The sequence below is a fragment of the Quadrisphaera sp. KR29 genome (assembly GCF_052644995.1).
Genome location: NZ_JBQXXG010000009.1, coordinates 30174 through 51646, shown reverse-complemented (window position 1 = coordinate 51646; position 21473 = coordinate 30174). Strand labels below are relative to the sequence as shown.

The window sequence follows — 21473 nt, the reverse complement described above, 5'->3', positions numbered from 1 at the left end:
CTCAGGACTCGGACAGCGTGACGGTGTTCCAGACCTCGTCCTGCACGGGCGAGGGCTGGTAGCCCTGCACGGTCGGGGCGAAGGCCAGGGAGGGCACCGGCGAGGAGATCGGCACGCCCGGGACGAACTGCGCGATCTGCTCGTTGATGGCCTGGTAGGCCGGGATCTGCTCGTCGCGCGTGGGCAGGCCGCGGGCGGCGGTCAGGGCGTCGAAGAGCTGGGCGTTGTCGAAGCCCCACTCGTTGGACTCCTGGCCGAAGAAGACGCCGAGGAAGTTGTCGGGGTCGTTGTAGTCACCGGTCCAGCCCAGCAGGTGGATGCCGTGCTCGGAGCTGCCCTGGATCTTGTCGAGGTAGTCCGGGCTCCACTTGTTGGCCACGGGGTTCACGGTGATGCCCACCGCCTGCAGCTGGCTCTGGATGGCCGTGAAGGTGGCCTCCGGGCTCGGCATGTACGGCCGCGAGACGTCGGTCGGGTAGTTGAAGTCGATCGTCAGGTTCGACTGGCCGGCCTCGGCGAGCAGCTGCTTGGCGCGCTCGGGGTCGTAGTCGTAGGTCGTGACGTCGGGGTTGTAGCCGGCCACCGTCTCGGGGATGAACTCGATCGCCGGGGTGCTGCCGTCGGGCAGGGACTGGCTGATGACGGCGTTCTTGTCGATCGCGTGGGAGATCGCCTGGCGCACGCGGACGTCGGCCAGCGCCGGGTCGGCCTGGTTGAACCCGAGGTAGAGGATGTTGAAGGCGGGGCGGTTGACCACCTGGAACCCGCCGGCCTTCAGGCCGTCGATGTCACCGGGGGCCACGAGGTCGTAGCCGTCGATGTCACCGGCCTGCAGCGCCTGCAGGCGGGCGTTGCCGTCGGCGATGGTGCGGATGATGACCTCGTCGACCTTCGGCTTCTCACCCCAGTAGTCGGGGTTCGCCTTGAGGGTGACCTGCTGGCCGCGCTCCCAGGAGTCGAAGAGGAACGGCCCGGTGCCCGTGGGGTGCTCGGTGGCGTAGGCGGAGAAGCGGGGGTCGTCCTCGGTGCCGCCGGTGTTGTCGGCGTCGTGCTCCTCCATCGCCGTGGGGCTCTGCATGGAGAACGCCGGCAGCGAGAGGGCCTGGATGAAGCCGGCGAACGGCTGCGTCAGCGTCACCACGGCCTGGCTGGCCGACGGGGCGGTGCAGCCGCCGTAGATGCCGCCCTGCTTGGCCGGGTCGTCGCTGGTCTTGAAGCCCTTGAAGATCGAGCCGTAGTAGTAGCTGATGTTCCCGGACTGGTTGACCCCGGTCCAGTCGTACCAGCGGTCGAAGTTGGCACAGACGGCCTCACCGTCGAAGTCGGTGCCGTCGGAGAACTTCACGCCCTGCTTGAGGTCGAAGGTCCAGCTCAGGCCGTCCTCGCTGCCGGTCCACTTCTCCGCCAGCAGGGGCGCGGGGTCGGCGGTGCCGGGCTGGGTGCCGACCAGGCCCTCGAAGATCTGACGCGCCACGCGGAAGGTCTCCCCGTCGGAGGCGAACGCCGGGTCGAGCATGACCGGGTCGGAGGAGGCCGCGAAGACGAAGGTGCCCCCGCCGGAGCCGGAGCCGCCGGACCCCTCCCCGGAGGAGGTGTCGCGCTGGCTCTGCGCGCAGCCCGTGAGGGCCACGGCGGTGGCCAGGACGGCGGCAGCAGCCCCGACCAGGCGCGCCGCACGGCGGGGTGCGGGGCTTGCGGGGCGGCGGAGGGCTCGCACAGGGGTCTCCTCGAGCATCGACGGTCGAGCCGCAGCCGGTGTGCTGGATCTGCGGCGCGGAGCACGTTAGGCCGTCGATGGACCGGTGGACACCACCGGGGGCGGGCTCGCGGGTCACGATCCGGTCACGCGCCGGTCGGCGGCCCGTCACCGGCGCGTCAGCGCCGGACGGGCCGGGAGGCTCCCTCGTCTCCCGCGGCACCGGCTGCGACGGCCGCCAGCCAGGCCGGGTCGCGGCCCTCCAGGGAGGCCACGCGCACCAGGCCGGGGCGCGCCTCCAGCTCGACCACGCAGGGGATGCCGACGGTGGGCACGCCGGCCGCGAGCGCGCTGGTCACGCCCGTGGTGGAGTCCTCCAGGGCCACGCAGCGGGAGGGCTCGACGCCCAGGCGCCGGGCCGCCTCGAGGTAGGGGTCGGGGGCGGGCTTGCCGCGGCGGACGGCGTCGCCGGTGACCACCGCCGCGAAGGTGCCCTCGGGCAGCGCCGCCACCAGCTCGCGGGCCAGCACCTCCCAGGACATCGTCACCAGCGCGCACGGCACACCGGCCTCGCCGAGCGCGCCCAGCAGCTCCCGGGCGCCGGGGCGCCACGGCACCTCGCGACGCACCGCGTCCACGACGCGGCGCAGGAGCTCGGCGACGACGTCGTCGATGACCAGGTCGACTCCGCCCTCGGTGCGCAGCCGGCGGGCGGACTCGCGCAGGTCGGAGCCGACCAGGGAGCGCGCCTGGTCCTCGGACCAGGTGCCGCCGTGCTCGGCGACGAGGGCGAACTCCGCCTCGAACCAGTACGGCTCGGTGTCGACCAGCGTGCCGTCCATGTCCCACAGCACCGCCTGCGGCAGCGGGTGCGGCAGCGGGTGCCGGTCGGCCTGGGCGGGGGGTGCGTCGCTCACGCGCGGCGAGGCTACCCGCCGGGCCTCACGAGCCCCGTCTCGTAGGCGGTGACCACCGCCTGCACCCGGTCGCGGGCGCCGAGCTTGGCCAGCACCCGGCCGACGTGGGTCTTCACGGTCGCCTCGGCCACGAACAGGTCACCGGCGATCTCGGTGTTGGACCGCCCGCGGGCCATGAGCACCAGCACCTCGCGCTCGCGCTCGGTGAGCGCGTCGAGCGGGCTGGTGCCACCGCCGCCGGCCTCGGCGGCCTCGGCGGCCAGCAGCGGTGCGACGTGCTCCAGCAGGCGCCGGGTGGTCGACGGCGCGATGACCGCGTCGCCGGCGTGGACGGTGCGCACCGCGGCGAGCAGCTCCTCCGGCGGGGCGTCCTTGAGCAGGAAGCCGCTGGCGCCCGCGCGGATCGCGGCCAGGGCGTACTCGTCGAGGTCGAAGGTGGTGAGGACGACGACCCTCGAGTCGGGCAGCGAGGCGGTGATGCGCGCGGTCGCCTCGATGCCGTCGACCCGGGGCATGCGCACGTCCATGAGCACCACGTCGGGCCGGACGGCGGTGGCCATGGCCACCGCCTGCTCGCCGTCGCCGGCCTCCCCCACCACGTGCAGGTCGGGCTGGGAGTCGATGACCATGCGGAAGCCGGCGCGCAGCAGCTGCTGGTCGTCGACCAGGAGGACCCGGATCACGTCGTCGGCGGGAGGCACGCCGCCGAACCTAGCCGGGGCGCCGGCGGCGCCGGTGGTGGTCACTGGTCCGCTCACTGGTCGACGAGGGCGGCGACGGGGGGCGTGCGCACGGCGCGCCGGGCCGGCAGCACCGAGGCCAGCAGCCCCGCGGCGACGGCCACGGCCAGCAGCAGCGCCAGCCGGCCCCAGGGCAGCGAGGGCGTCCAGACGGCGTCCCCGGCGGCGGTGGCGGCGCCACCCAGCAGGGAGGCGGCGCCCGCCCAGCCGTACAGCGAGCCGAGGACCACGCCCAGCAGCCCCCCGACGCCGGCGACCAGCGCCCCCTCCAGCGCCAGGGTCAGGCGGAGCTGGCCTCGGGTCAGCCCGAGGGCGCGCAGCACGGCGTTCTCCCGGGTGCGCTCGATCACCGACAGGCTGAGGGTGTTGGCCACCCCGACCAGGGCGATGACGACCGCCACGGCGAGCAGCGCCACGACCACGGCCAGCATGGAGTCGATGACCTGCTCGTAGGAGGCGCGCTGGGCCGCGGCGCCGGCCACGGAGACGGCCTGGTCGCCGCTGGCGTCGCTGACGGCCGTCTGCACGGCCTCCACGGTCTCCACGGGGTCGGCGGCCGGGTCCAGGTGGAGCCACAGGGCCCCCTGGGCGGCCTGCGGCACCAGCGCCCGCAGGTCGGCGGGGTCCACCAGCAGCTGCTGGCCCCCCAGGCCGCCGACGACGGCCAGCAGCTCCAGCCGGGTCCCGCCGGCGGTGAGCTCGAGGACCTCCCCGTCGGCGACGCCGAGGGCCTCGGCCTGCAGCGCCGGCACCACGGCCGTGCCGCGCACCGGGCGGGGGACCGACCCGGGGGCGGTGAGGACCGCGGTGAGGTCCTCGTCGGAGGCCGCGAGCTGCACCCCGAGCTCGCCGCCGTCTCCGGCCAGGGTGGCCTGGGCGGTGGTGACCAGCGCGGAGGAGCGCACGCCGGGCACGGCGCGGGCCGCCTGCACCACGGCGGGGTCGAGCGCCACCGGCTGGGGCAGCGCGTCGGCGCCGCCTGCCGACTGCTCCACCGAGTCCACCGTCGCGTCGACGGGGAACTGCAGGTCCAGGGCCGCCCCCAGGGTGCGGCTGGTGGTGGCCGCGCCGACCACCATGAGCGCCACCAGGGTGGTGCCGATGAGCAGGGCGCTGGTGGTCGAGGCGGTCCGGCGCGGGTTGCGGCCCGCGTTGAGCGCGGCCAGGCGGGCTGGGGCTCCGCCGGCCCGCGCGAGCAGCGCCCCCACCCGGGCCACCGTCCCCGGGACGATGAAGACGGCCCCGACCAGGACGCCCGTGAAGGACGCGGCGCCGCCCAGCACGGCCACCGGCAGGCCGGCGACGGCCAGGTCGTCCCAGTGGCCGCTGCCGCCGGGGGCGCGGCCGGCCTGCGTGGACAGCCCTGCACCGCCCGCCAGCAGCACCAGGCCGCCGACGACCAGCAGGGCCGAGGCCGCCAGGCGCAGCCGGGAGCCGGCCGTGCGGGGGTCCGGCGGGCCGGCGGGCCGCAGCGCCTCCAGCGGGGACACCCGGGTGGCGGCCCGGGCCGGTGCCAGGGCCGCCAGGACCGCGGCGAGCAGGCCCGCCGCGACGGGCAGGAGCACCGCGGCGGGGGTCAGGACGACGCCGCCGGGCACCGCGACACCGACGACGGCGCGGCTGAGGACCTCGGCCGCGACCACCGCCAGCGCCGTGCCGCCGAGGACGCCGACCAGCGAGGCGAGCAGTCCCAGCACCGCCGCCTCCACCAGCACGGAGCGGCGCACCTGCGTGCTGGTGGCGCCGATGCAGCGCAGCAGGGCCAGCTGCCGGGTGCGCTGGGCCACCAGCACCGAGAACGTGTTGGTGATGACCGAGCCCGCCACGAACACGGCGAGCGCCGCGAAGGCCAGGCCGAGCCCGGTGAGCAGGGAGGTGCCCCCGGCGAAGTCCTCCACCGCCTGGTCGGTGCGCTCCTGGGCGGTCTGCACCAGGGCGCCGGAGGCCGCCGTGCCCGCGAGCGCCCGCTGGACGGCGCGGCTGGCCGCCTCGGGGGTCGTGCCGGGCGCGGCGACCGCCAGCACGCTGCTGTAGCCGGCGGCCGGGGTGCCGTCGGCGGTGGTCCCGGAGGTCCACGCCACCGCCTCCGACGGCACGGCCAGCGCCCACCCGGTGGTGGCCAGCGGCGTGCTCAGCCCGCCGGCCAGGAGGCCGACCACGGTGACGGGCACGTCGACGGGAGCGGGCGCCGTGGCCACCTCGCCGGGCTCGAGCACCGCGGGGGCCGGGTAGGTCCTCACCGACACCTGCTCGCCCACGTCGACGCCGAGCCGGGCCGCCGTCCCCTCGGTCAGCGCGAGCTGGCCCGCACCCGTGGGCAGCTGGCCGGCCACCACCCGCTGCGGCTGCAGCTGCGGCAGCGAGGAGGTGCTCTGCAGCCCCACGTACTGGGACCGGGCGGGGCCCACGAGCTGCACCGCGGAGTCGACGCGGCCCTCGGCGGCGGCGACCCCGGCTGCCGAGGCGACGGCGGAGACGGCGGCGTCGTCCAGCAGCGAGGAGGTGTCGGTGACCACGACGTCCGAGCCGGCGTACCCCGCCGAGGCGGTGGCCTCCACGGTGCGGGTGAACAGGGCGGAGGTGAGCAGCACCGCCGCCACGAAGCCGGTGCCCAGCGCGATGGCGGTGCCGGCCAGCGCCAGCCGGCCGGCGGTGCCGCGGGCCTGGCGCAGCGTGAGCCGCAGCATCAGCGGACCCCCGCCGCGGGCAGCGACGTGCGCAGGGCCTCCAGCGCGCTGGTGACGGCCTCCGGCGTGGGGTCGGTGACCTCCCCGGCCAGGGCGCCGTCGGCGAGCAGCACCACGCGGTCGGCGTAGGAGGCGGCCACCGGGTCGTGCGTCACCATCACCACGGTGCGCCCCAGCTCGCGCACGCTGCGGCGCAGGAAGTCGAGCACCTCCGCGCCCGAGCGCGAGTCGAGGTTGCCGGTGGGCTCGTCGGCCAGCACCAGCTCGGGCCGGGTGATGAGCGCACGGGCGATCGCCACGCGCTGCTGCTGCCCGCCGGACAGCTCCCCCGGCCGGTGGCCGAGGCGGTCGCGCAGCCGCAGGACGTCGACGAGCAGGTCCAGCCACTCGCGGTCCAGCGGCGCCGCGCGGCGCCCGCCCAGCTCCGTGGGCAGCACGATGTTCTGCTCCGCGGTGAGCACCGGCAGGAGGTTGAACTGCTGGAAGACGAAGCCCAGGCGCTGGCGGCGCAGCACCGTCAGCTCGGCGTCCGGCAGCGCGGTGAGGTCGGTCTCCCCCAGCAGCACCCGGCCGGAGGTGGCGGTGTCCAGGCCGGCCAGCAGGTGCAGCAGGGTGGACTTGCCCGAGCCGGAGGGGCCCATGATGGCCGTGAGGGCGCCGCGCTCGAAGGTCGCGTCGACCCCGCGCAGGGCGTGGACGGCAGCGGCGGCGCGCCCGTAGGTCTTGGTGAGCGCCACGGCGGTCGCGGCGGGGGTGCTGCTCATGGCACCACCGTGGCCCGCCGGCCGGGGTGCGGTCATCGGCGCACGGTCTCGACGGTGCGCCGGCGCCGTCATCCCCGCGGTGGACCCGGCGTGCCGCTGGGAGGTGACGCGGGCACCTGCGCCGTCACCGGCTGGCCCGGCCGCGCCACCGGGGCCGGCAGCGGGCTGGTGGCAGGGCTGGTGACAGGGCTGGTGACAGGGCTGGTGGCGGCGCGGTCGGCGGCGCCGCCCGGCAGCGGCAGCACCGCGCGCACCGCGAAGCCGCCTCCGGTGCGCGGCCCGGCGTGGGCGGTGCCGCCGTACAGGGCCATCCGCTCGGCCATGCCGGACAGCCCGCGGCCGACCCCGTCGGCGGCGGGCCCGGCCGAGGCGCCGCGGCCGTCGTCCTCGACGTGGACCTCCAGGCGGCCCGGGGACCAGTGCAGCCTCACGGTGGCCCGCGCCGACGGGCCGCCGTGCTTGAGGACGTTGGTCAGGCCCTCCTGGACCACGCGGTAGACCGCCAGCCCGGCGCCGGCGGGCAGCGGCCGGGCCTCCCCCGTGGTCACCAGCGCCACGGGCAGCCCGCTGGCGCGCACCGAGGCGACGAGGTCGGGCACGTCCTCGACGCCGGGCTGCGGCTCCAGCACCGACCCGCCGTCCTCGCGCAGCACCCCCAGCAGGCGGCGCATGTCGGTCAGCGCGGCGCGACCGGTGGCGGCCACCGACTCCAGCGCCCGGACCGCGGCCGCGGGGTCGGCGGCGGCCGCGTACCGCCCGCCGTCGGCCTGGGCGATGACGACCGACAGGGAGTGGGCGACGACGTCGTGCATCTCGCGGGCGATGCGGGCCCGCTCGGCCGCGGCGGCCAGCGCCTGCAGCTGCTCGCGCTCGGTCTCCACGCCGCGGGCGCGGTCCTCCAGGGCGTGCACGTGCGCGAGCCGGGTGCGCCGCCACTGGCCCAGCGTCCACGCCAGCAGGGCGAAGACCCCGGCCGTGGTGGTGACCGCGGCGGCCACCACCAGCGCCTCGCGCACCGAGCCGGTGGCCAGGCCCGTGCCCACGCCCAGGCCGACGGCGCCGGCCAGGGCCACCAGGAGCCCGACGTAGCGCGCCCAGCGCGGCCCGTGCGCGGCCACGGAGTACAGCGCCACCAGCACCGCGGCGTCCGAGGGCGACGCGAGCAGGCCCGTCCCGCCCAGCACGGCGCCGGTGGACAGGTGGAGGGCGGCGACGGCGTCGACGACGACGGCCACCAGCACCGGCCGCGTCCGGCGCAGGGCGAGCACCCCGACCTGCAGCAGGGCCGCCGCGGCCTGCACCGGCGAGCCGGAGCTGGCCAGCAGCGCCGCCAGCAGCAGCGCCGGGGGGCCGAAGAGGGCGGCGTCGACGGCGACGGGGTGGCTCCTGACCCACGCCTCGCCGCCCTCGACGCGGCCGCGCAGGCCCCCGGCCTGCCCGTGGGCGCGCTCCAGCACGCGCCCACGCTAGGCCCGGGCGGGCGCCCCGGCGTCGTCCTGGCGGGTGAGCCCCGCGCCCCGCGCCTCCGCCCCCGGGGGCACCCCCCGCCTAGGCTGGCGGGGGTGGCGCCGCCCAGACGGGGGCGCTGACAGGAGGCAGACGTGGCACCAGAGGAGCACCCGCTCGCCGAGCCGGTGATGCTCGCGGCGTTCGAGGGCTGGAACGACGCCGGCGAGGCCGCCAGCGGAGCGCTCGACCACCTGCGCCGCGTCTGGGGCGCGGAGCAGGTCGCGGAGCTGGACCCCGAGGAGTACCACGACTTCCAGGTCAACCGGCCGCAGGTGGCCCTGGACGACGACGGCCGGCGCACCATCACCTGGCCCACCACGCGCATCTTCGCGGCCACCGCCCCGGCCAGCGGCCGGACGGTGGTGCTCGTCCACGGCATCGAGCCGTCGATGCGCTGGCGGCGCTACACCTCCGAGCTGCTGGGGCACGCCCGCCGCCTGGGCGTCGAGACGGTGATCACCATGGGGGCGCTGCTGGCCGACGTCCCCCACACCCGGCCGATCCCGGTCTCCTCCACCACCGACGACACCGAGCTGCTGCGCCGGCTGTCGCTGGAGCGCTCCACCTACGAGGGGCCCACCGGGATCGTCGGGGTGGTCTCCGAGGCCGCCGCCAGCGCGGGGCTGCCGTCGCTGAGCCTGTGGGCGGCGGTGCCGCACTACGTGGGGCAGTCGCCCTCGCCCAAGGCGGTGCTGGCGCTGCTGGGCCGCATCGAGGAGGTGCTCGGGGAGGCGGTGCCGCTGGGCGACCTCACCGACGACGCCCGCGCGTGGGAGCACGGCGTGGACGAGCTGGCCGGGGAGGACGCCGAGATCGGGGAGTACGTCCGCCAGCTGGAGGAGGCCAAGGACACCGCCGACCTGCCCGAGGCCTCCGGGGAGGCGATCGCCCGGGAGTTCGAGAGGTACCTGCGCCGACGGCCCGACGACGGCAAGGACGGGCTCACCGGCGGCTGAGCGGCCGATCAGCTGAGGGCGCGGCCGTGAGCGCTGCGGGAGCCGTCGAGGCGGTGCTGTGGTGCGGCGGCACCCCGTCCACCGGGGCCGTGCCGGCGCCGCTGCGCGAGGCCTGCGACGCCCTCGGGATGGCGGTCGCGTCCTGGCCCCGGCCCGGGTACGCGGGTCGCGAGCGCGCCATCGGCAGGGTGGTGGCCGACGGCGCCGCCGACGCCGCGGCGGCGCTGGACCGCCTCGGCGCTGCCCGCGCGGTGGTCGTCGGCTACTCCGGCGGCGGGCCGCACGCCCTGGCGGCCGCGGCGGCCGAGCCGCGGGTCGTGGGCGCGCTGGCGGTGGCCTGCCCGGCACCGCGCCGGCTGCCCGGTGCGGCTCAGGACGACGACGCCTGGCTGCGCGGGACGGCGAGCCCGCAGGCGCTGCGCGCCGCCCTGGCGGGCCGGGGCGCGCGCGAGCGGCTGGCGCTGGTCGAGGAGTTCGACCCGGCTCAGTTCACGGCCTCGGACTGGGCCGCGCTGGAGGGCCCGTGGGGTGCGGTGGGGCTCGACGCGCATGCCGCGAGCGCGGCGGCGCCGCCGCGCCCCGACGCCTCACCGGGCGTGCCGGACGGGCAGGTCGACGACGACCTCGCGCTCGTGGCCCCGTGGGGCGTCGACCTCGCTCAGCTGGCGGGGGTCGGTGAGGGGGGCGTGGTGCTGGCGCACGGGACGGCCGACCTCGTGGTGCCGCCCGCGCACGGCGAGGCGCTGGCCGCAGCGGTGCCCGGCGCCCGGCTGGTGCGCGTCGAGGGCGCCGGCCACGTCGCCGTCCTGCTCGAGGTGCCCCGGCTGCTCACCGAGCTCATCGGTCTCGTCGGGCGGCGCTGAGCCCCGGCCGCACCGGCCTCGGGGCCGAGGCGTGAGCCGGGGCCGGGGCCGGGCTCAGAGGGCGATGCCGAGCAGGGCGTCGACGGCGTCCGCGACCAGGTCGGCGCGCTGGCCGCTCCCGGCGCCGCCGGGCACCAGCAGCGCCGTGGAGGCCCACGCGTCCAGGACGGCGAGGGCGCCGGGGGCGTCGAGGTCGTCGGCCAGGCGGGCGCGCAGGTCCTCCAGCACCGCCAGCTGCCCGGTGTCGTCGCCGCCGCCCACGGCGGCCGCGGCGCGCCAGCGCACGAGGCGCTCGACGGCGGCCTCCAGGCCGTCCTGGGTCCAGGACCAGTCCGACCGGTAGTGGTGGGCCAGCACCGCCAGGCGCACCGCGGCGGGCTCCACGCCGGCGGCGCGCAGCCGCGAGACGAGCACGAGGTTGCCCTTGGACTTGCTCATCTTCTCGCCGTCGAGGCCGACCATCCCGGCGTGCGCGTAGACGCGGGCGAACGGCGGGCCGTAGAGCACCGCGCCGTGGCTGGCGCTCATCTCGTGGTGGGGGAAGGCGAGGTCGGAGCCGCCGCCCTGCACGTCGAAGCCGGAGCCGAGGTCGTCGGCGGCGATGACGGTGCACTCCACGTGCCAGCCCGGGCGCCCGTCACCGAGGGTGCCGCCGTCCCAGCGGGGCTCGCCCTCGCGGGCCGCCCGCCACAGCAGCGGGTCGAGCGGGTCGCGCTTGCCGGGCCGCTGCGGGTCGCCCCCGCGCTCGGCGGCCAGCGCCAGCATCTGCTCGCGCGCCAGGTGGGAGACCGCCCCGAAGCCGGGGTCGGCGGACAGGTCGGCGTAGACGTCGCCGTGCTCGCACCCCGGCTCGGGCTCGAGGGTGTACGCCGCGCCGCGGGCGAGCATCGCGCGCACGGTCGCCGCGATGCGCGGGACCGCCTCCACCGCGCCCACCCAGGCGTCCGGCGGCAGCACCCGCAGCGCCTCCATGTCCGCGGCGAACAGCTCGACCTGGGAGGCCGCCAGCTCGCGCCAGTCGACGCCGTCGCGGGTGGCGCGCTCCAGCAGGGGGTCGTCGACGTCGGTGACGTTCTGCGCGTAGCGCACCCGCAGGCCGGCGTCGCGCCAGGCCCGGCCGAGCAGGTCGAAGGCCAGGTAGGTGGCCGCGTGGCCGAGGTGGGTGGCGTCGTAGGGGGTGATGCCGCACACGTACAGCCGCGCCGAGGGGCCGGGGGCTGCGACCTGCAGCTCACCGGTGGAGGTGTCGTGCAGGCGGACGGGGCCGCCCCTGCCGGGGAGCTCGGGCACGGCGGGGGCTGACCAGGGGCGCATCGCCCGCGACACTACCCAGCGGCCGGGGGCGCGAGGCGGGGCGGGCCGCTCAGAACGGGGGCCAGGGCAGCGCCCGCCCGCCCGGCGGGGGCGTGGGGAAGCGCCGCCGCGCCAGCAGGCGCTCCACGCGCAGCTCGGCGGCGAGCAGCTCGTCCTCGGTGATCAGCCCGGGCAGCAGGTCGGCCAGCTCCCCGTCCAGGGCCGCGGCGGTCGCCTCCAGCAGCGCGACGACGTCCTCGGGCAGGGGCCGCCCGGCCCAGCCCCACAGCACGGTGCGCAGCTTGGGGTCCTCGTGGAAGGTCAGCCCGTGGTCCACGCCGTACAGGCCGCCGTCCAGGCCGCGCAGCACGTGGCCGCCCTTGCGGTCGGCGTTGTTGGCCACCGCGTCGAAGGCGGCCATCCGCGCCAGCGCCGGGTCGTCGGCGTGCACGAGGCTGACCGCCTCACCGCGGTATCCCTCGCCCTGCACCACGGTGAGCCACCCCGGCGGCACCCGCGAGGGGGGGACGACGTCGATGACGCCGGCCCCGGGCTCCGGCGCGCCGGCGCGCCCGCCCCTGGCGCCGCCCGGGCCCACCTCGGGGCCGGGCCCCACCCACGCCTGCACCGAGCCCAGGCCCAGCTCGCCGTCGCGCAGCACCGTGGGGGGCACCACGCCCCACCCGGCGGCGGAGGAGACCAGCGCGGCGGCCACCTCCCGGCCGGCGAGGGTGCCGTCGGGGAAGTCCCACAGCGGGGCCTCCCCCGCCACCGGCTTGTACACGCACGCCAGGGAGCGCTCCCCCAGCGCCACCCGCGCCAGCAGCGTGGTGTTGGAGGCCCCCAGCACCCGCCCGGTGACCTCCAGGTCACCGGCGGCGAGCAGCTCCAGCACCTCCTCGGTGCCGTCGTGCTGGGCGCTGGTCAGCGGCGGTACCCGTTCGCGCGGGGGCAGACGTGCCCGGCCGGGTCCAGCGGGTCCCCGCAGAAGGGGCACGGCGGGCGGCCCGCCGCCACGACGGCGAGGGCGCGGCTGCAGAACGCGCGGGCGCTGGCGCCCGACAGGCTCACCCGCAGCAGGGAGCGGGGGTCCTCGGCGTCGCCGGCCAGGCCCGCCGCGGCGGCCTCCTCGTCGTCGTCGCCGACCTCGAAGCACTCGATGACCACCAGCTGGCGCTCCCCGTCCCACGCCAGCGTCATCGTGCCCACGCGGAACTCCTCCTCGATGGGGGTGTCCAGCGGGGCGTCGTCGCGGGCGTCGGCGGGGGTCACGGCCGGCACGGGAGCGGCGCCTCCGCTGCGGCGGACCACCTCGTCGAGCAGCTCCTCGACGCGCTCGGCCAGGGCGGAGACCTGCGCCTTCTCCAGCGCCACGGACGTCAGGGCGGGGCCGGAGCGGGCCTGCAAGAAGAAGGTGCGCGCTCCCGGGGGGCCCGTGGTGCCGGCCACGAACCGCTCCGGGGGGTCGTAGTCGAAGACCTGCCGGGGCATGGCGCGAACCTACCTCCCGCTCAGCGCCCGCCTCCCGCGCCACCGCCGATGACGGCGTCGGAGGCGGCGGCGGTGTGCTGGTCAGCGTCCTGGTCGGGCTTCGGCGGGGGCGGCAGCAGGGAGGTGACGTCGCCGCCGGTGTCGTTGGTGCGCACCGCGAACGGCCGCAGCGGGGTGTAGCGGACCACCGAGACCGAGGCCGGGTCGACGACGATGCGCTGGAAGCCGTCCAGGTGCACCCCGAGCGCGTCGGCGAGCACCGCCTTGATGACGTCGCCGTGGCTGACGGCGGCCCACACCGCGTCGGGGCCGTGCGCGGCGGCGACCTCGGCGTCGACCCGGCGGACGGCGTCCAGCGCCCGCTGCTGCATCCCCCGCATCGACTCCCCGCCGGGGAAGACCACCGAGCTGGGGTGGGCCTGCACCGCCCCCCACAGCGGCTCCTTGGTGAGCTCGGAGATCGGCCGGCCGGTCCAGTCGCCGTAGTCGCACTCCGACAGGCCCTCGTCGGTCACCAGCTCCGGTCGCGGCGCGCCGTCCGGCCCGTCGACGGCGAGCAGCGCGGCGGCGGTCTCCTGGCAGCGCTGCAGCGGGGAGGCGACGACCCGGACCAGGAGCAGCGGCGCCAGGCGCCGGGCGAGGGCGGCGACCTGGGAGCGGCCGGTCTCGTCGAGCGCGACGCCGGGGGTGCGCCCGGCCAGCACGCCGCCGGTGTTGGCGGCGGTGCGGCCGTGGCGGACCAGGAGGAGGACGGGCACACCAGGACGCTACGTCAGCGCCCCCGACCGGCCGTCGCCGCGGGTCAGCGCGGGTCAGCGCGGGTCAGGGCACCAGCAGCGGGGTGGTGCGGCCCACCATCTCCACGGTGGGGCCCGGGTCCTGCGGGGTGGAGATCTCCGCGTGCAGCCAGAAGGAGTAGGACTGCCCGCTGGTCAGCCCCGTGACGGTGGTGGTGACGGTGGTGCACCCCGGCGGCGCGGGCACGCTCTGCCAGCGCAGCGGCGGCTGCTCGCCGCTGACCAGCTGCTGCGGCACCACGGCCAGGCGCCACCCCACCAGCGACCCCCCGCCGTGGCTGTACCACGTCAGCGTCGCCTGGCCGGGCGCGCCGGTGGCGGTGAAGGGGATGGTGTGGCGCGGGCGCAGGTCGCACGGCGGGGTCGCGGCGGCGCTGGAGCGCGGTGAGGGCGTGGCGGTGAGGACCGGTGGGGCGGTCAGGCCCCAGTAGGGGTCGGCGGCCACGGCCGGCGCGGGCGGCGGGGTGGTCGGGGTCGGCTCGGGCACGCCGCTGCCGAGCACGGAGGACTGCCCCGCGGGCGCCGCGGCCGTGGACAGCGGCGGCTGCGGCGCCGCCGCGTCGTCGGGGGCGAAGGGGCCCAGCGGCACGCAGGCGGACAGCAGCGCCGCCGCCGCGGCGGCGACCAGCGACAGCGCCGGTCCGCGGGGGGCGCGCCGCGCGAGGACGGGGTCCACGCCCCTGCATCGGCACGTCGGCCGCCGGCCTTGAGCGGCCGGGGCGAGGATGGTCGCCGTGATCGTGGGCACGTGGGTGTGGGACGGCGCCGGCCACCACCAGGTGGAGGACTGGCAGGGGGCGCTGCGGGGGTGCCGGGCCGGGGAGGGCGGGTTCGTCTGGATCGGCATGGACGAGCCCGACCCCGACGAGCTGCAGCGCCTGGCCCACCAGCTGCACCTGCACCCGCTGGCGGTGGAGGACGCGGTGCAGGGCGGCCAGCGGGCCAAGGTCGACGTCTACGACGACGAGTCGCTGCTGGTGGTGCTGCGGCCCCTGGAGTACGACGAGGCCACCTCCGGCGTCGAGACCCGCGAGCTGACGATGTTCGTGGGGCCCCAGTACGTGGTCAGCGTGCGCCGCGGCGGGCACACCCCGCTCAAGGGGGTGCGCTACCGCCTCGACGAGGCGCCCGCGCCGCTGCGCGGCAGCGCCCTGGGCGCCCTGCACGGCGTCCTGGACGCGGTGGTCGACCACTTCGTGGTCGTCGCCGACGAGCTGGGTGACGACCTGGACGCCCTCGAGCGGCGCGTCTTCACCGCCGGTGACGCCGGTGAGGCGGCCGGGGTCGACGCCGGGGAGATCTACCGGCTCAAGCGGGAGGTCTCCGAGGCCCGCCGGGCGGTGGTGCCGCTGGTCGAGCCGGTCGCGGCGCTGGCGCGCGGAGAGGTCGGCAGCGTGCCGAAGAAGCTGCGGCCCTTCTTCGCCGACGTCCTGGACCACCTCGTGCGCACCCAGGACCGGGTGGAGGGCTACGAGCGCTCCCTGACGGACATCCTCAGCGTCCACCTCGCGCAGGTCTCGGTGCAGCAGAACGCCGACTCCCGCAAGATCTCGGCGTGGGCGGCGATGGCGCTGGTGCCCACGCTGATCGCGGGCATCTACGGCATGAACTTCACGCACATGCCCGAGCTGGCGTGGCGCTACGGCTACGCCTGGGCCCTCGGCCTGATGGTGCTGGTCTGCCTGGTGCTGTGGCGGGCGTTCAAGCGCTCGGGCTGGCTGTAGGGGCCAGCGCCTCCAGCAGCGCGAGGCGCTCGGCGGCCGTGGCGGCCATCGGCGCCACCGCCAGGGAGGTGACCCCGGCCGCCGCGTAGGCGCGCAGCCGCTCGCGCAGCTGGGCGGGGGTGCCCAGCAGGCACGCCGCGCGCAGCAGCTCGGCCGGCACGAGCGCCGCCGCGCGCGCCCGGTCGCCGGCGAGGTAGGCCTCCTGCACCGCGGCGGCAGCCGCCCCGTGGCCGAGGCGGGCGGCCTGCTCGGCGTAGACGTTCTTCTGCCGGCTGCCCATGCCGCCCAGGTACAGCGCGGTGTGCGCCCGCAGCGGCGCCGCCACGGCGGGGTCGTCCAGGTCGGCGCCGTCGTCCACCGCCAGCGCGGTGACCGTGGCGACGACGTCGAGGGGCCGCTCCTGGCCGCCGGGCAGCTCGCACCGCGCCCGCCCGCGCGCCAGCGCCTCCAGCTGCTCGGTCGCCGCCTCGGGCACGAGGAACGCCGGCAGCCACCCGTCGGCCACCTCCCCCGCCAGCTCCACGTTCTTCGGGCCGACCGCCGCCAGCAGGACCGGCAGCTCCGGGCGCGGCGCGGGCAGGGCCAGGCGCAGCCGGGAGGGCCCGTGCAGGCCCGGCTCGCGGGCCAGCGCCCGGCGGACGTCGGCGACGTAGGCGCGGGTGCGCGCCAGCGGCGCGGCGAAGCCCACCCCGTGCCAGCCCTCGGAGACCTGCGGGCCGGAGACGCCCAGGCCCAGGCGGAAGCGGCCACCGGACAGGCCGTCGAGCGTGGCGGCGGTCATGGCGGTGGCCGCCGCGCTGCGCGCGGGCACCTGCAGCACCGCGCTGCCCAGGCCGAGGGTCGAGGTCTGCCCCGCCAGCCAGGCCAGCACGCTCACGGCGTCGGAGCCGTACGCCTCGCTGGTCCACACCGCGTCGTAGCCGAGCTGCTCGGCGCGCTGCGCCAGCGCGAGGGCGTCGGCGGCCTGCGCGGCCACCGGGCGGTCGGAGCCGAAGTACCCCAGCGACAGCCCCAGCCTCATGCGCGCCGACCCTAGGGGGTGCTCACCGGGGGTCGCGGGCCGGCTCCAGTACGTTGCAGCGGTGGAGCAGCGCACCGTCGGACGCTCGGGGCTGCGGGTCTCCGCGCTCGGCCTGGGCACCATGGGCTGGGGCAGCGACGGGGTCACCGACGCCCACGAGGCGCGCGACCTGCTGGTTCCCTTCGTCGAGGCCGGCGGCACCCTGGTCGACACCGCCGACGTCTACGGCGGCGGCGCCGCGGAGGAGCTGCTCGGGGAGCTGCTGGGTGACGTGGTGCCGCGCGAGGACGTCGTGCTCGTCACCAAGTCCGGGCGCGCCCGCAGACCCGGTCCCGACACCTCCGCGCGGGCGCTGCTGGCCGGGCTGGACGCCTCCCTGGCCCGCCTGGGCACCGACCACGTCGACCTGTGGATGGTGCACGCCTGGGACCCGGGCACCCCGGCCGAGGAGGTGGCCGCGGCCCTGGGCCGCGCGGTCGCGACCGGCCGGGCCCGCTACGCCGGTGCCGGGGACCACTCCGGCTGGCAGCTGGCCACCGCGGCGGCCGCCGCGCGGGGCGCCGGGCAGCCGCTGGTGGCCGCCGGGACCGAGCTGAGCGTGCTCGCCGGGGACCACGCCGACGTGCTGCCCGCCGCCGCCCACCACGGCCTCGGCGTGCTGGCGTGGGCCCCGCTGGGGCGCGGGGTGCTCACCGGCAAGTACCGCACCAGCACCCCCTCGGACTCCCGCGGCGCCTCCGAGCACCTCGCCGCCTGGGTGCAGCCCTACCTGGGCACCGGACCGCGCCGGGTGGCGCAGGCCGTGGCCACCGCCGCGGACGGGCTGGGCGCGGCGCCCCTGGAGGTGGCGCTGGCGTGGGTGCGCGACCACCCCGGGGTGTCCAGCGCCGTGGTCGGCGCCCGCACCCCGGGGCAGCTGCTCGGCAGCCTCGCGGCGGCCGAGCTCGAGCTCCCCGCGGAGATCCGCGCGGTGCTCGACGAGCTCAGCGCCGGCTGACGCGGCCCCGGCCGCCGGTGCCGCCGCCTCCGAGGACGCCGCCGGCGGCGCCGTCCCCGTCGTCGTCCTCGTCGGACTCGGGGGCGTCGTCGTCGAGGTCGTCGTCATCGTCCTCGTCGTCGTCCTCGTCGAGGCCGTCCTCGTCCTCGTCGAAGAGCTCGAACGGGGTGACCTCCTCGTAGGCGGTGTAGAGGGACTCCTCGTACACCTCGAAGGCGTCGGCCAGGGCGGAGTAGGCCGCCTCGACCGCCGGGTCGTCGTCACCGCGCCGCCGCTGGGCGGCTGCCAGGTGGGCCTCCAGCGCGGCGACGAGTCGGTCGAGGGCCGCGCGCGGGTCGGTCGCCATGGCCCGAACGGTAGCGGGTGGGCATCATGGACGGCGATGGAGCAGATCCCCTCGCCCCGCAGCAGCGGCCGCCGCCCCGGCCGCTCCGACGTCGAGTACGAGTACCGCACGATCACCATGTCGCGCGGCACCTCCCGCACCGAGGCGCGGCGGCTCCTCACCGAGGCCGCCGAGCACGGCCACTGGGAGCTGGCGCGCGTGCGCCTCTACCTGGGCGGGCGGCGCCAGGTGCAGCTGCGGCGGCGCATCGTGCGGGTGGCCCGCCCCAGCTGACCCGGGGCCGCCGCGTCAGGCGCTGGCCACGAAGCGCTGCAGCACCCGGGTGCCGAAGCGCAGCGCGTCGAGCGGCACCCGCTCGTCCACGCCGTGGAACAGCCCGGCGAAGTCCAGGTCGGCGGGCAGCCGCAGCGGCGCGAAGCCGTAGCCGGGGATGCCCAGCTGGCTGAAGGACTTGTTGTCCGTGCCGCCGGACAGGCAGTACGGCAGGACGCGCGCGCCCGGGTCCTCCGCGAGCAGCGCCTCGACCATGCGGTCGACCAGCGGCACGTCGGGGTCGGTCTCCAGGGCGACGTCGCGGTGGACGTCCTGGACCTCCACGCCCTCCCCGGCCAGCTCCCTGATGGTCTGCACGAGGCGCTCCTCGTGGCCGGGCAGGAAGCGGCAGTCCAGCAGCGCGGTGGCGGTGCCGGGGATGACGTTGTGCTTGTAGCCGGCCTCGAGCAGCGTGGGGTTGGCCGTGTCGCGCAGCGTCGCGCCGACCCAGCGCGCCGTCGTCCCCAGCTGGTCGAGCAGGGCGCTGGGGTCGTCGGGGTCGAACGCGACGCCGGTGATGTCGGTGACGCCGTCCAGGAAGCGGCGCACCGTGGGGGTGACCTCCACCGGCCACGGGTGGGCGCCGATCCGGGCGACCGCCTGGCACAGGCGGGTGACGGCGTTGTCCGTGTTGACCTGGCTGCCGTGACCGGCGCGGCCGTGCGCCACCAGGCGCAGCCAGGCGATGCCCTTCTCCGCGGTCTGCAGCAGGTAGGCCCGCTGCCCGCCGCCCGGACCCGCGCCGATGGTGGTGGAGAAGCCGCCGACCTCGCTGACCGCGGCGGTGGCGCCCTCGAAGAGGTCCGCGTGGTGGTCGACCAGCCAGTGGGCGCCCTTGACGCCGCCGGCCTCCTCGTCGGCCATGAACGCCAGCACGAGGTCGCGCGGGGGCCGCTGGCCGCGGCGGACGAGGTCGCGGACCACGGCCAGCAGCATCGCGTCCATGTCCTTCATGTCCACCGCGCCGCGGCCCCAGAGGAACTCCTGCTCCCCCTCCGCGGTGGTCTCGGTGGTGACCTCCCCGGAGAAGGGGTGCACGCTCCAGTCGTCGGCGCGGGCGGGGACGACGTCGAGGTGCCCGTGCAGCAGCAGGGCCCCGCGCTCGGCGGTGCCGGCCGGGTCGCCCTCGACCCTGACGACGACGCTGGCGCGCCCGGGCTCGCTCTCGAGCAGCTGCGGCTCCAGGCCCACCTCGGCGAGCAGGCCCGCCACCAGCTCCGCGGCGGCGCGCTCGCCGGGGCCCGACCCGTCACCGGGGTTGGTGGTGTCGAGGCGCAGCAGGTCCCGGCAGATGCTCACGACCTCCTCCTGGGCGAGGTCCCGGGAGGCGTCGTGCGGGGCGTCGTGCGGGGTGGAGCTCATCGCCCCACCGTACGCAGCGGCCGCCCGGGGCGCCGTGGGCGGCGCCGGCGGCTCGGGAGGGGCGGGTCGTCAGCGCAGGCCGGCGGGCGAGCCGAGGCTGCACATGACCAGCTGGCCGTCGGCGGAGCTCTGCTCCTCCAGCACGCGGCCGTCGGCGTCCTTGATGCGGCACCCGACGCTGCCGCCCTCGGGGCCGTCGTAGCTGTAGACCGCGACGTACCAGCCGGGCCAGTCCTTCGACCCCGCCGCAGGCTGGGTGAAGGTGGAGCCGAGGTCCTCGCGGACCTCGCGGTGGTCGGCGGTGCCCAGCTCGACGTAGGTGTGCTGCGCCGTCCCGAAGCCCTCGTACGTCACGTCGCCGGTGGGGATGAGCGCCGCGTCCGCGGGTGCGGCGCTGGACGCGGGGGCGTCAGCCGGGGCGGTGGCGGGAGCCTCGGAGGCGGCGGGGGCCTCGCTGCCGGCGGCCTCCTGCGGGGTCCCGGCTGCCTGCCCGCCGGCGTCCTCAGGCGCCGCCGACGGGGCCTGCTCCTGCGGCGCGGCCGCCGGCGGGGTGGGCTGGGCGGGGGCGACGGCCGCGCCCGCCGAGGTCAGCGCGGCGCTGAGGTCGGGGTGGCCGGGGGTCGACCACACGCCGACGACGACGGCGACGGCCAGGGCCCCGGCCGCTGCGAGCAGCCCGACGGGGACGCCCAGGGCGCGGCGCTGGTGCCAGCGGCGCGGCGCGCGGGGCGCGGTGGCGTCCGGTCGCGGCGCCGGGCGGCTGCTGCGGCCGTCGGTGCCCCGGGCCGCGGGGCCGCTGCGGGCGGAGGTGCGTGCCGCGCGGCCGGTGCGGGCGCCGGCGCGGCCGTGGCGGCCCTCCGGGTGCAGGACCGACGTGCTGGCGCCGGGAGCGGCGGCGGGGGTGGCGGCCGTCGCGGGGCCCGCGGTGGAGGTGTCGGGGGTGGGGCTGAGGCTCGCCGTGGCGGCGCGGACGGCGGCGAGGTCGGCGGCGGTCAGCGCGGCGGTGGGGCCGGACTGCGGGGTGCCGGCGCGGACGGCCCCGGGCCCGCCGACCCGGGGCGGGGCGGCCTGCGGCAGGGCTGCCGGGGGCACGAGGACCGAGGAGCGCCCCGCCGCGGGCTCCGGCGCGCTGCGCTGCGGCACGGGCGGCGGGACGGGTGCGGTGGGGACCCTGGCCGCGCGGGCCCGCAGGGCCGCCTCGACCTCGGCGGCGGGCGGCGGGGGCGGCAGGTCGGGCTCGCCGAGGGCGTCCACCGGCGCTGCGGGGCGGGAGGGCGCACCGGCCTGCGGGCGCAGCGGGCGGGCCCCGGCGACGGGGTCGGTGGTCCAGGACGGCCCGGTGGCCCGGGTGGGCCCGGTGGTCCACGACGGCTCGCGGAGGGGTTCTGTCGTCCCGACCACCGGCAGCGGGCCGGAGACGGCGGGAGCCGAGCGGCGGCGGGGGACGTACACCGCGGGTGCGGCGGCGGTGCGGCCCGCGACGGACGGCGGCGGGGTGAGGGAGTCGAGGTGCTCGGTGAGGGTGCGCGCCAGGGCGCGCGTCAGGGGCGCCGGGCGCGAGATCGCGCTGGCCGTGCGGGGGTCCTCCAGGGCCGGCGAGGTGCGCCAGGCGGCGCTGTCGCTGGCCTGGACGGCGGCCTCGTCGAGCGCAGTCGGGCGGCGCAGGGCGGCGCGGTCGCGCCGGCTGGGCAGCGCGGTGCCCAGCGGCGGGGTGGGCGTGCCTCCGACCGCCGGGACGTGCGGGGCCGGCGGGGCGGGCTGCAGCCCCGGCGGCGGGCTCGCGGCGGCCCGCTGGGTGGTTCCGGTGCCGTCGGCGAGGGTGGCGAAGGGGTCTCCGAGGGGGCCGGGCACCGGAGCGGCGTGACCGGGGGCCCGCCGTCCTGCACCGGCGCGCTCCTCACGCAGCGCACGCCTGCGCTCACCGCCCGCTTCGGTCTGGCCCGCCACGGTCACCAGTCTGGGTCACCGCGGCCGCCCTGTCCGGCATCCGGGGAAACT

The 21473-nt window shown here is 77.9% G+C and carries 20 protein-coding genes; 5 read left to right on the top strand and 15 right to left on the bottom strand.

Features of this window, described 5'->3' with window-relative positions; translation table 11 throughout:
• Nucleotide 1: 1 nt before the first annotated feature.
• The 6 genes from ACUN9U_RS10055 to ACUN9U_RS10030 form a co-directional block, all read right to left on the bottom strand.
• Nucleotides 2–1717: an ABC transporter substrate-binding protein gene (locus ACUN9U_RS10055; RefSeq protein WP_445484819.1), complete on the bottom strand. Its 1716-nt coding sequence runs from the start codon at nt 1715–1717 to the stop codon at nt 2–4.
• Nucleotides 1718–1875: 158 nt separating this feature from the next.
• Nucleotides 1876–2613, bottom strand: a complete 738-nt coding sequence (locus tag ACUN9U_RS10050; protein WP_445484818.1) for an HAD family hydrolase — start codon at nt 2611–2613, stop codon at nt 1876–1878.
• A gap of 11 nt (nt 2614–2624) precedes the next feature.
• On the bottom strand, nt 2625–3314 hold the full coding sequence (locus ACUN9U_RS10045) for a response regulator (protein ID WP_445484908.1): 690 nt from the start codon (nt 3312–3314) through the stop codon (nt 2625–2627).
• Between the two features lie 53 nt (nt 3315–3367).
• A complete protein-coding gene (locus ACUN9U_RS10040) occupies nt 3368–6040 on the bottom strand; it encodes an FtsX-like permease family protein (RefSeq protein ID WP_445484817.1) in 2673 nt (890 codons plus the stop codon).
• A complete protein-coding gene (locus tag ACUN9U_RS10035; RefSeq protein WP_445484816.1) occupies nt 6040–6804 on the bottom strand; it encodes an ABC transporter ATP-binding protein in 765 nt (254 codons plus the stop codon). The genes ACUN9U_RS10040 and ACUN9U_RS10035 overlap by 1 nt, the downstream gene beginning before the upstream one ends.
• A gap of 68 nt (nt 6805–6872) precedes the next feature.
• Complete coding sequence (locus ACUN9U_RS10030; protein WP_445484815.1) at nt 6873–8261, bottom strand: sensor histidine kinase; 1389 nt, start codon at nt 8259–8261, stop codon at nt 6873–6875.
• 180 nt (nt 8262–8441) lie between these two features.
• Between ACUN9U_RS10030 and ACUN9U_RS10025 the strand changes: the two genes are divergently transcribed.
• The gene (locus ACUN9U_RS10025) at nt 8442–9269 is read left to right on the top strand and encodes a PAC2 family protein (protein WP_445484907.1); all 828 of its coding nucleotides are present in this window, start codon (nt 8442–8444) and stop codon (nt 9267–9269) included.
• Between the two features lie 26 nt (nt 9270–9295).
• Nucleotides 9296–10132 carry an alpha/beta hydrolase gene (locus ACUN9U_RS10020; RefSeq protein ID WP_445484814.1) on the top strand — a complete coding sequence of 279 codons (837 nt, stop codon included), beginning with the start codon at nt 9296–9298 and terminating at the stop codon, nt 10130–10132.
• A gap of 54 nt (nt 10133–10186) precedes the next feature.
• On the opposite strand, the gene mshC is transcribed toward ACUN9U_RS10020, so the two are convergent.
• The 5 genes from mshC to ACUN9U_RS09995 form a co-directional block, all read right to left on the bottom strand.
• Complete coding sequence (gene mshC / locus ACUN9U_RS10015; protein ID WP_445484813.1) at nt 10187–11446, bottom strand: cysteine--1-D-myo-inosityl 2-amino-2-deoxy-alpha-D-glucopyranoside ligase; 1260 nt, start codon at nt 11444–11446, stop codon at nt 10187–10189.
• A 49-nt stretch (nt 11447–11495) separates the two neighbouring features.
• Nucleotides 11496–12320 (bottom strand): SCO1664 family protein, encoded by an 825-nt coding sequence (locus ACUN9U_RS10010; protein WP_445484812.1) that lies wholly within the window; start codon nt 12318–12320, stop codon nt 11496–11498.
• 29 nt (nt 12321–12349) lie between these two features.
• Nucleotides 12350–12916, bottom strand: coding sequence for a DUF3090 domain-containing protein (locus tag ACUN9U_RS10005; RefSeq protein WP_445484811.1), 567 nt, complete (start codon nt 12914–12916; stop codon nt 12350–12352).
• A gap of 20 nt (nt 12917–12936) precedes the next feature.
• Nucleotides 12937–13674: an MSMEG_4193 family putative phosphomutase gene (locus ACUN9U_RS10000; protein ID WP_445484810.1), complete on the bottom strand. Its 738-nt coding sequence runs from the start codon at nt 13672–13674 to the stop codon at nt 12937–12939.
• A 64-nt stretch (nt 13675–13738) separates the two neighbouring features.
• A complete protein-coding gene (locus ACUN9U_RS09995) occupies nt 13739–14389 on the bottom strand; it encodes a hypothetical protein (RefSeq protein ID WP_445484809.1) in 651 nt (216 codons plus the stop codon).
• 49 nt (nt 14390–14438) lie between these two features.
• Between ACUN9U_RS09995 and ACUN9U_RS09990 the strand changes: the two genes are divergently transcribed.
• Complete coding sequence (locus ACUN9U_RS09990) at nt 14439–15437, top strand: magnesium and cobalt transport protein CorA (protein WP_445484808.1); 999 nt, start codon at nt 14439–14441, stop codon at nt 15435–15437.
• On the opposite strand, the gene ACUN9U_RS09985 is transcribed toward ACUN9U_RS09990, so the two are convergent.
• Entirely contained in the window at nt 15415–16458 is a 1044-nt protein-coding gene (locus tag ACUN9U_RS09985; RefSeq protein ID WP_445484807.1) for an LLM class flavin-dependent oxidoreductase, read from the bottom strand. The two genes, ACUN9U_RS09990 and ACUN9U_RS09985, sit on opposite strands and share 23 nt — an antisense overlap.
• Nucleotides 16459–16519: 61 nt before the next feature.
• Here ACUN9U_RS09985 and ACUN9U_RS09980 point away from each other — a divergent pair, with 61 nt between their 5' ends.
• A complete protein-coding gene (locus tag ACUN9U_RS09980; RefSeq protein ID WP_445484806.1) occupies nt 16520–17455 on the top strand; it encodes an aldo/keto reductase in 936 nt (311 codons plus the stop codon).
• On the opposite strand, the gene ACUN9U_RS09975 is transcribed toward ACUN9U_RS09980, so the two are convergent.
• Nucleotides 17442–17801 (bottom strand): primosomal protein, encoded by a 360-nt coding sequence (locus ACUN9U_RS09975; protein ID WP_445484805.1) that lies wholly within the window; start codon nt 17799–17801, stop codon nt 17442–17444. The two genes, ACUN9U_RS09980 and ACUN9U_RS09975, sit on opposite strands and share 14 nt — an antisense overlap.
• 36 nt (nt 17802–17837) lie before the next feature.
• Here ACUN9U_RS09975 and ACUN9U_RS09970 point away from each other — a divergent pair, with 36 nt between their 5' ends.
• Nucleotides 17838–18074: a DUF5703 family protein gene (locus ACUN9U_RS09970; protein WP_445484804.1), complete on the top strand. Its 237-nt coding sequence runs from the start codon at nt 17838–17840 to the stop codon at nt 18072–18074.
• Nucleotides 18075–18089: 15 nt separating this feature from the next.
• Here ACUN9U_RS09970 and ACUN9U_RS09965 read toward each other — a convergent pair whose 3' ends face one another.
• On the bottom strand, nt 18090–19475 hold the full coding sequence (locus ACUN9U_RS09965; RefSeq protein WP_445484803.1) for a M20/M25/M40 family metallo-hydrolase: 1386 nt from the start codon (nt 19473–19475) through the stop codon (nt 18090–18092).
• A 69-nt stretch (nt 19476–19544) separates the two neighbouring features.
• Nucleotides 19545–21326, bottom strand: coding sequence for a hypothetical protein (locus tag ACUN9U_RS09960; protein ID WP_445484802.1), 1782 nt, complete (start codon nt 21324–21326; stop codon nt 19545–19547).
• Nucleotides 21327–21473 lie beyond the last annotated feature (147 nt).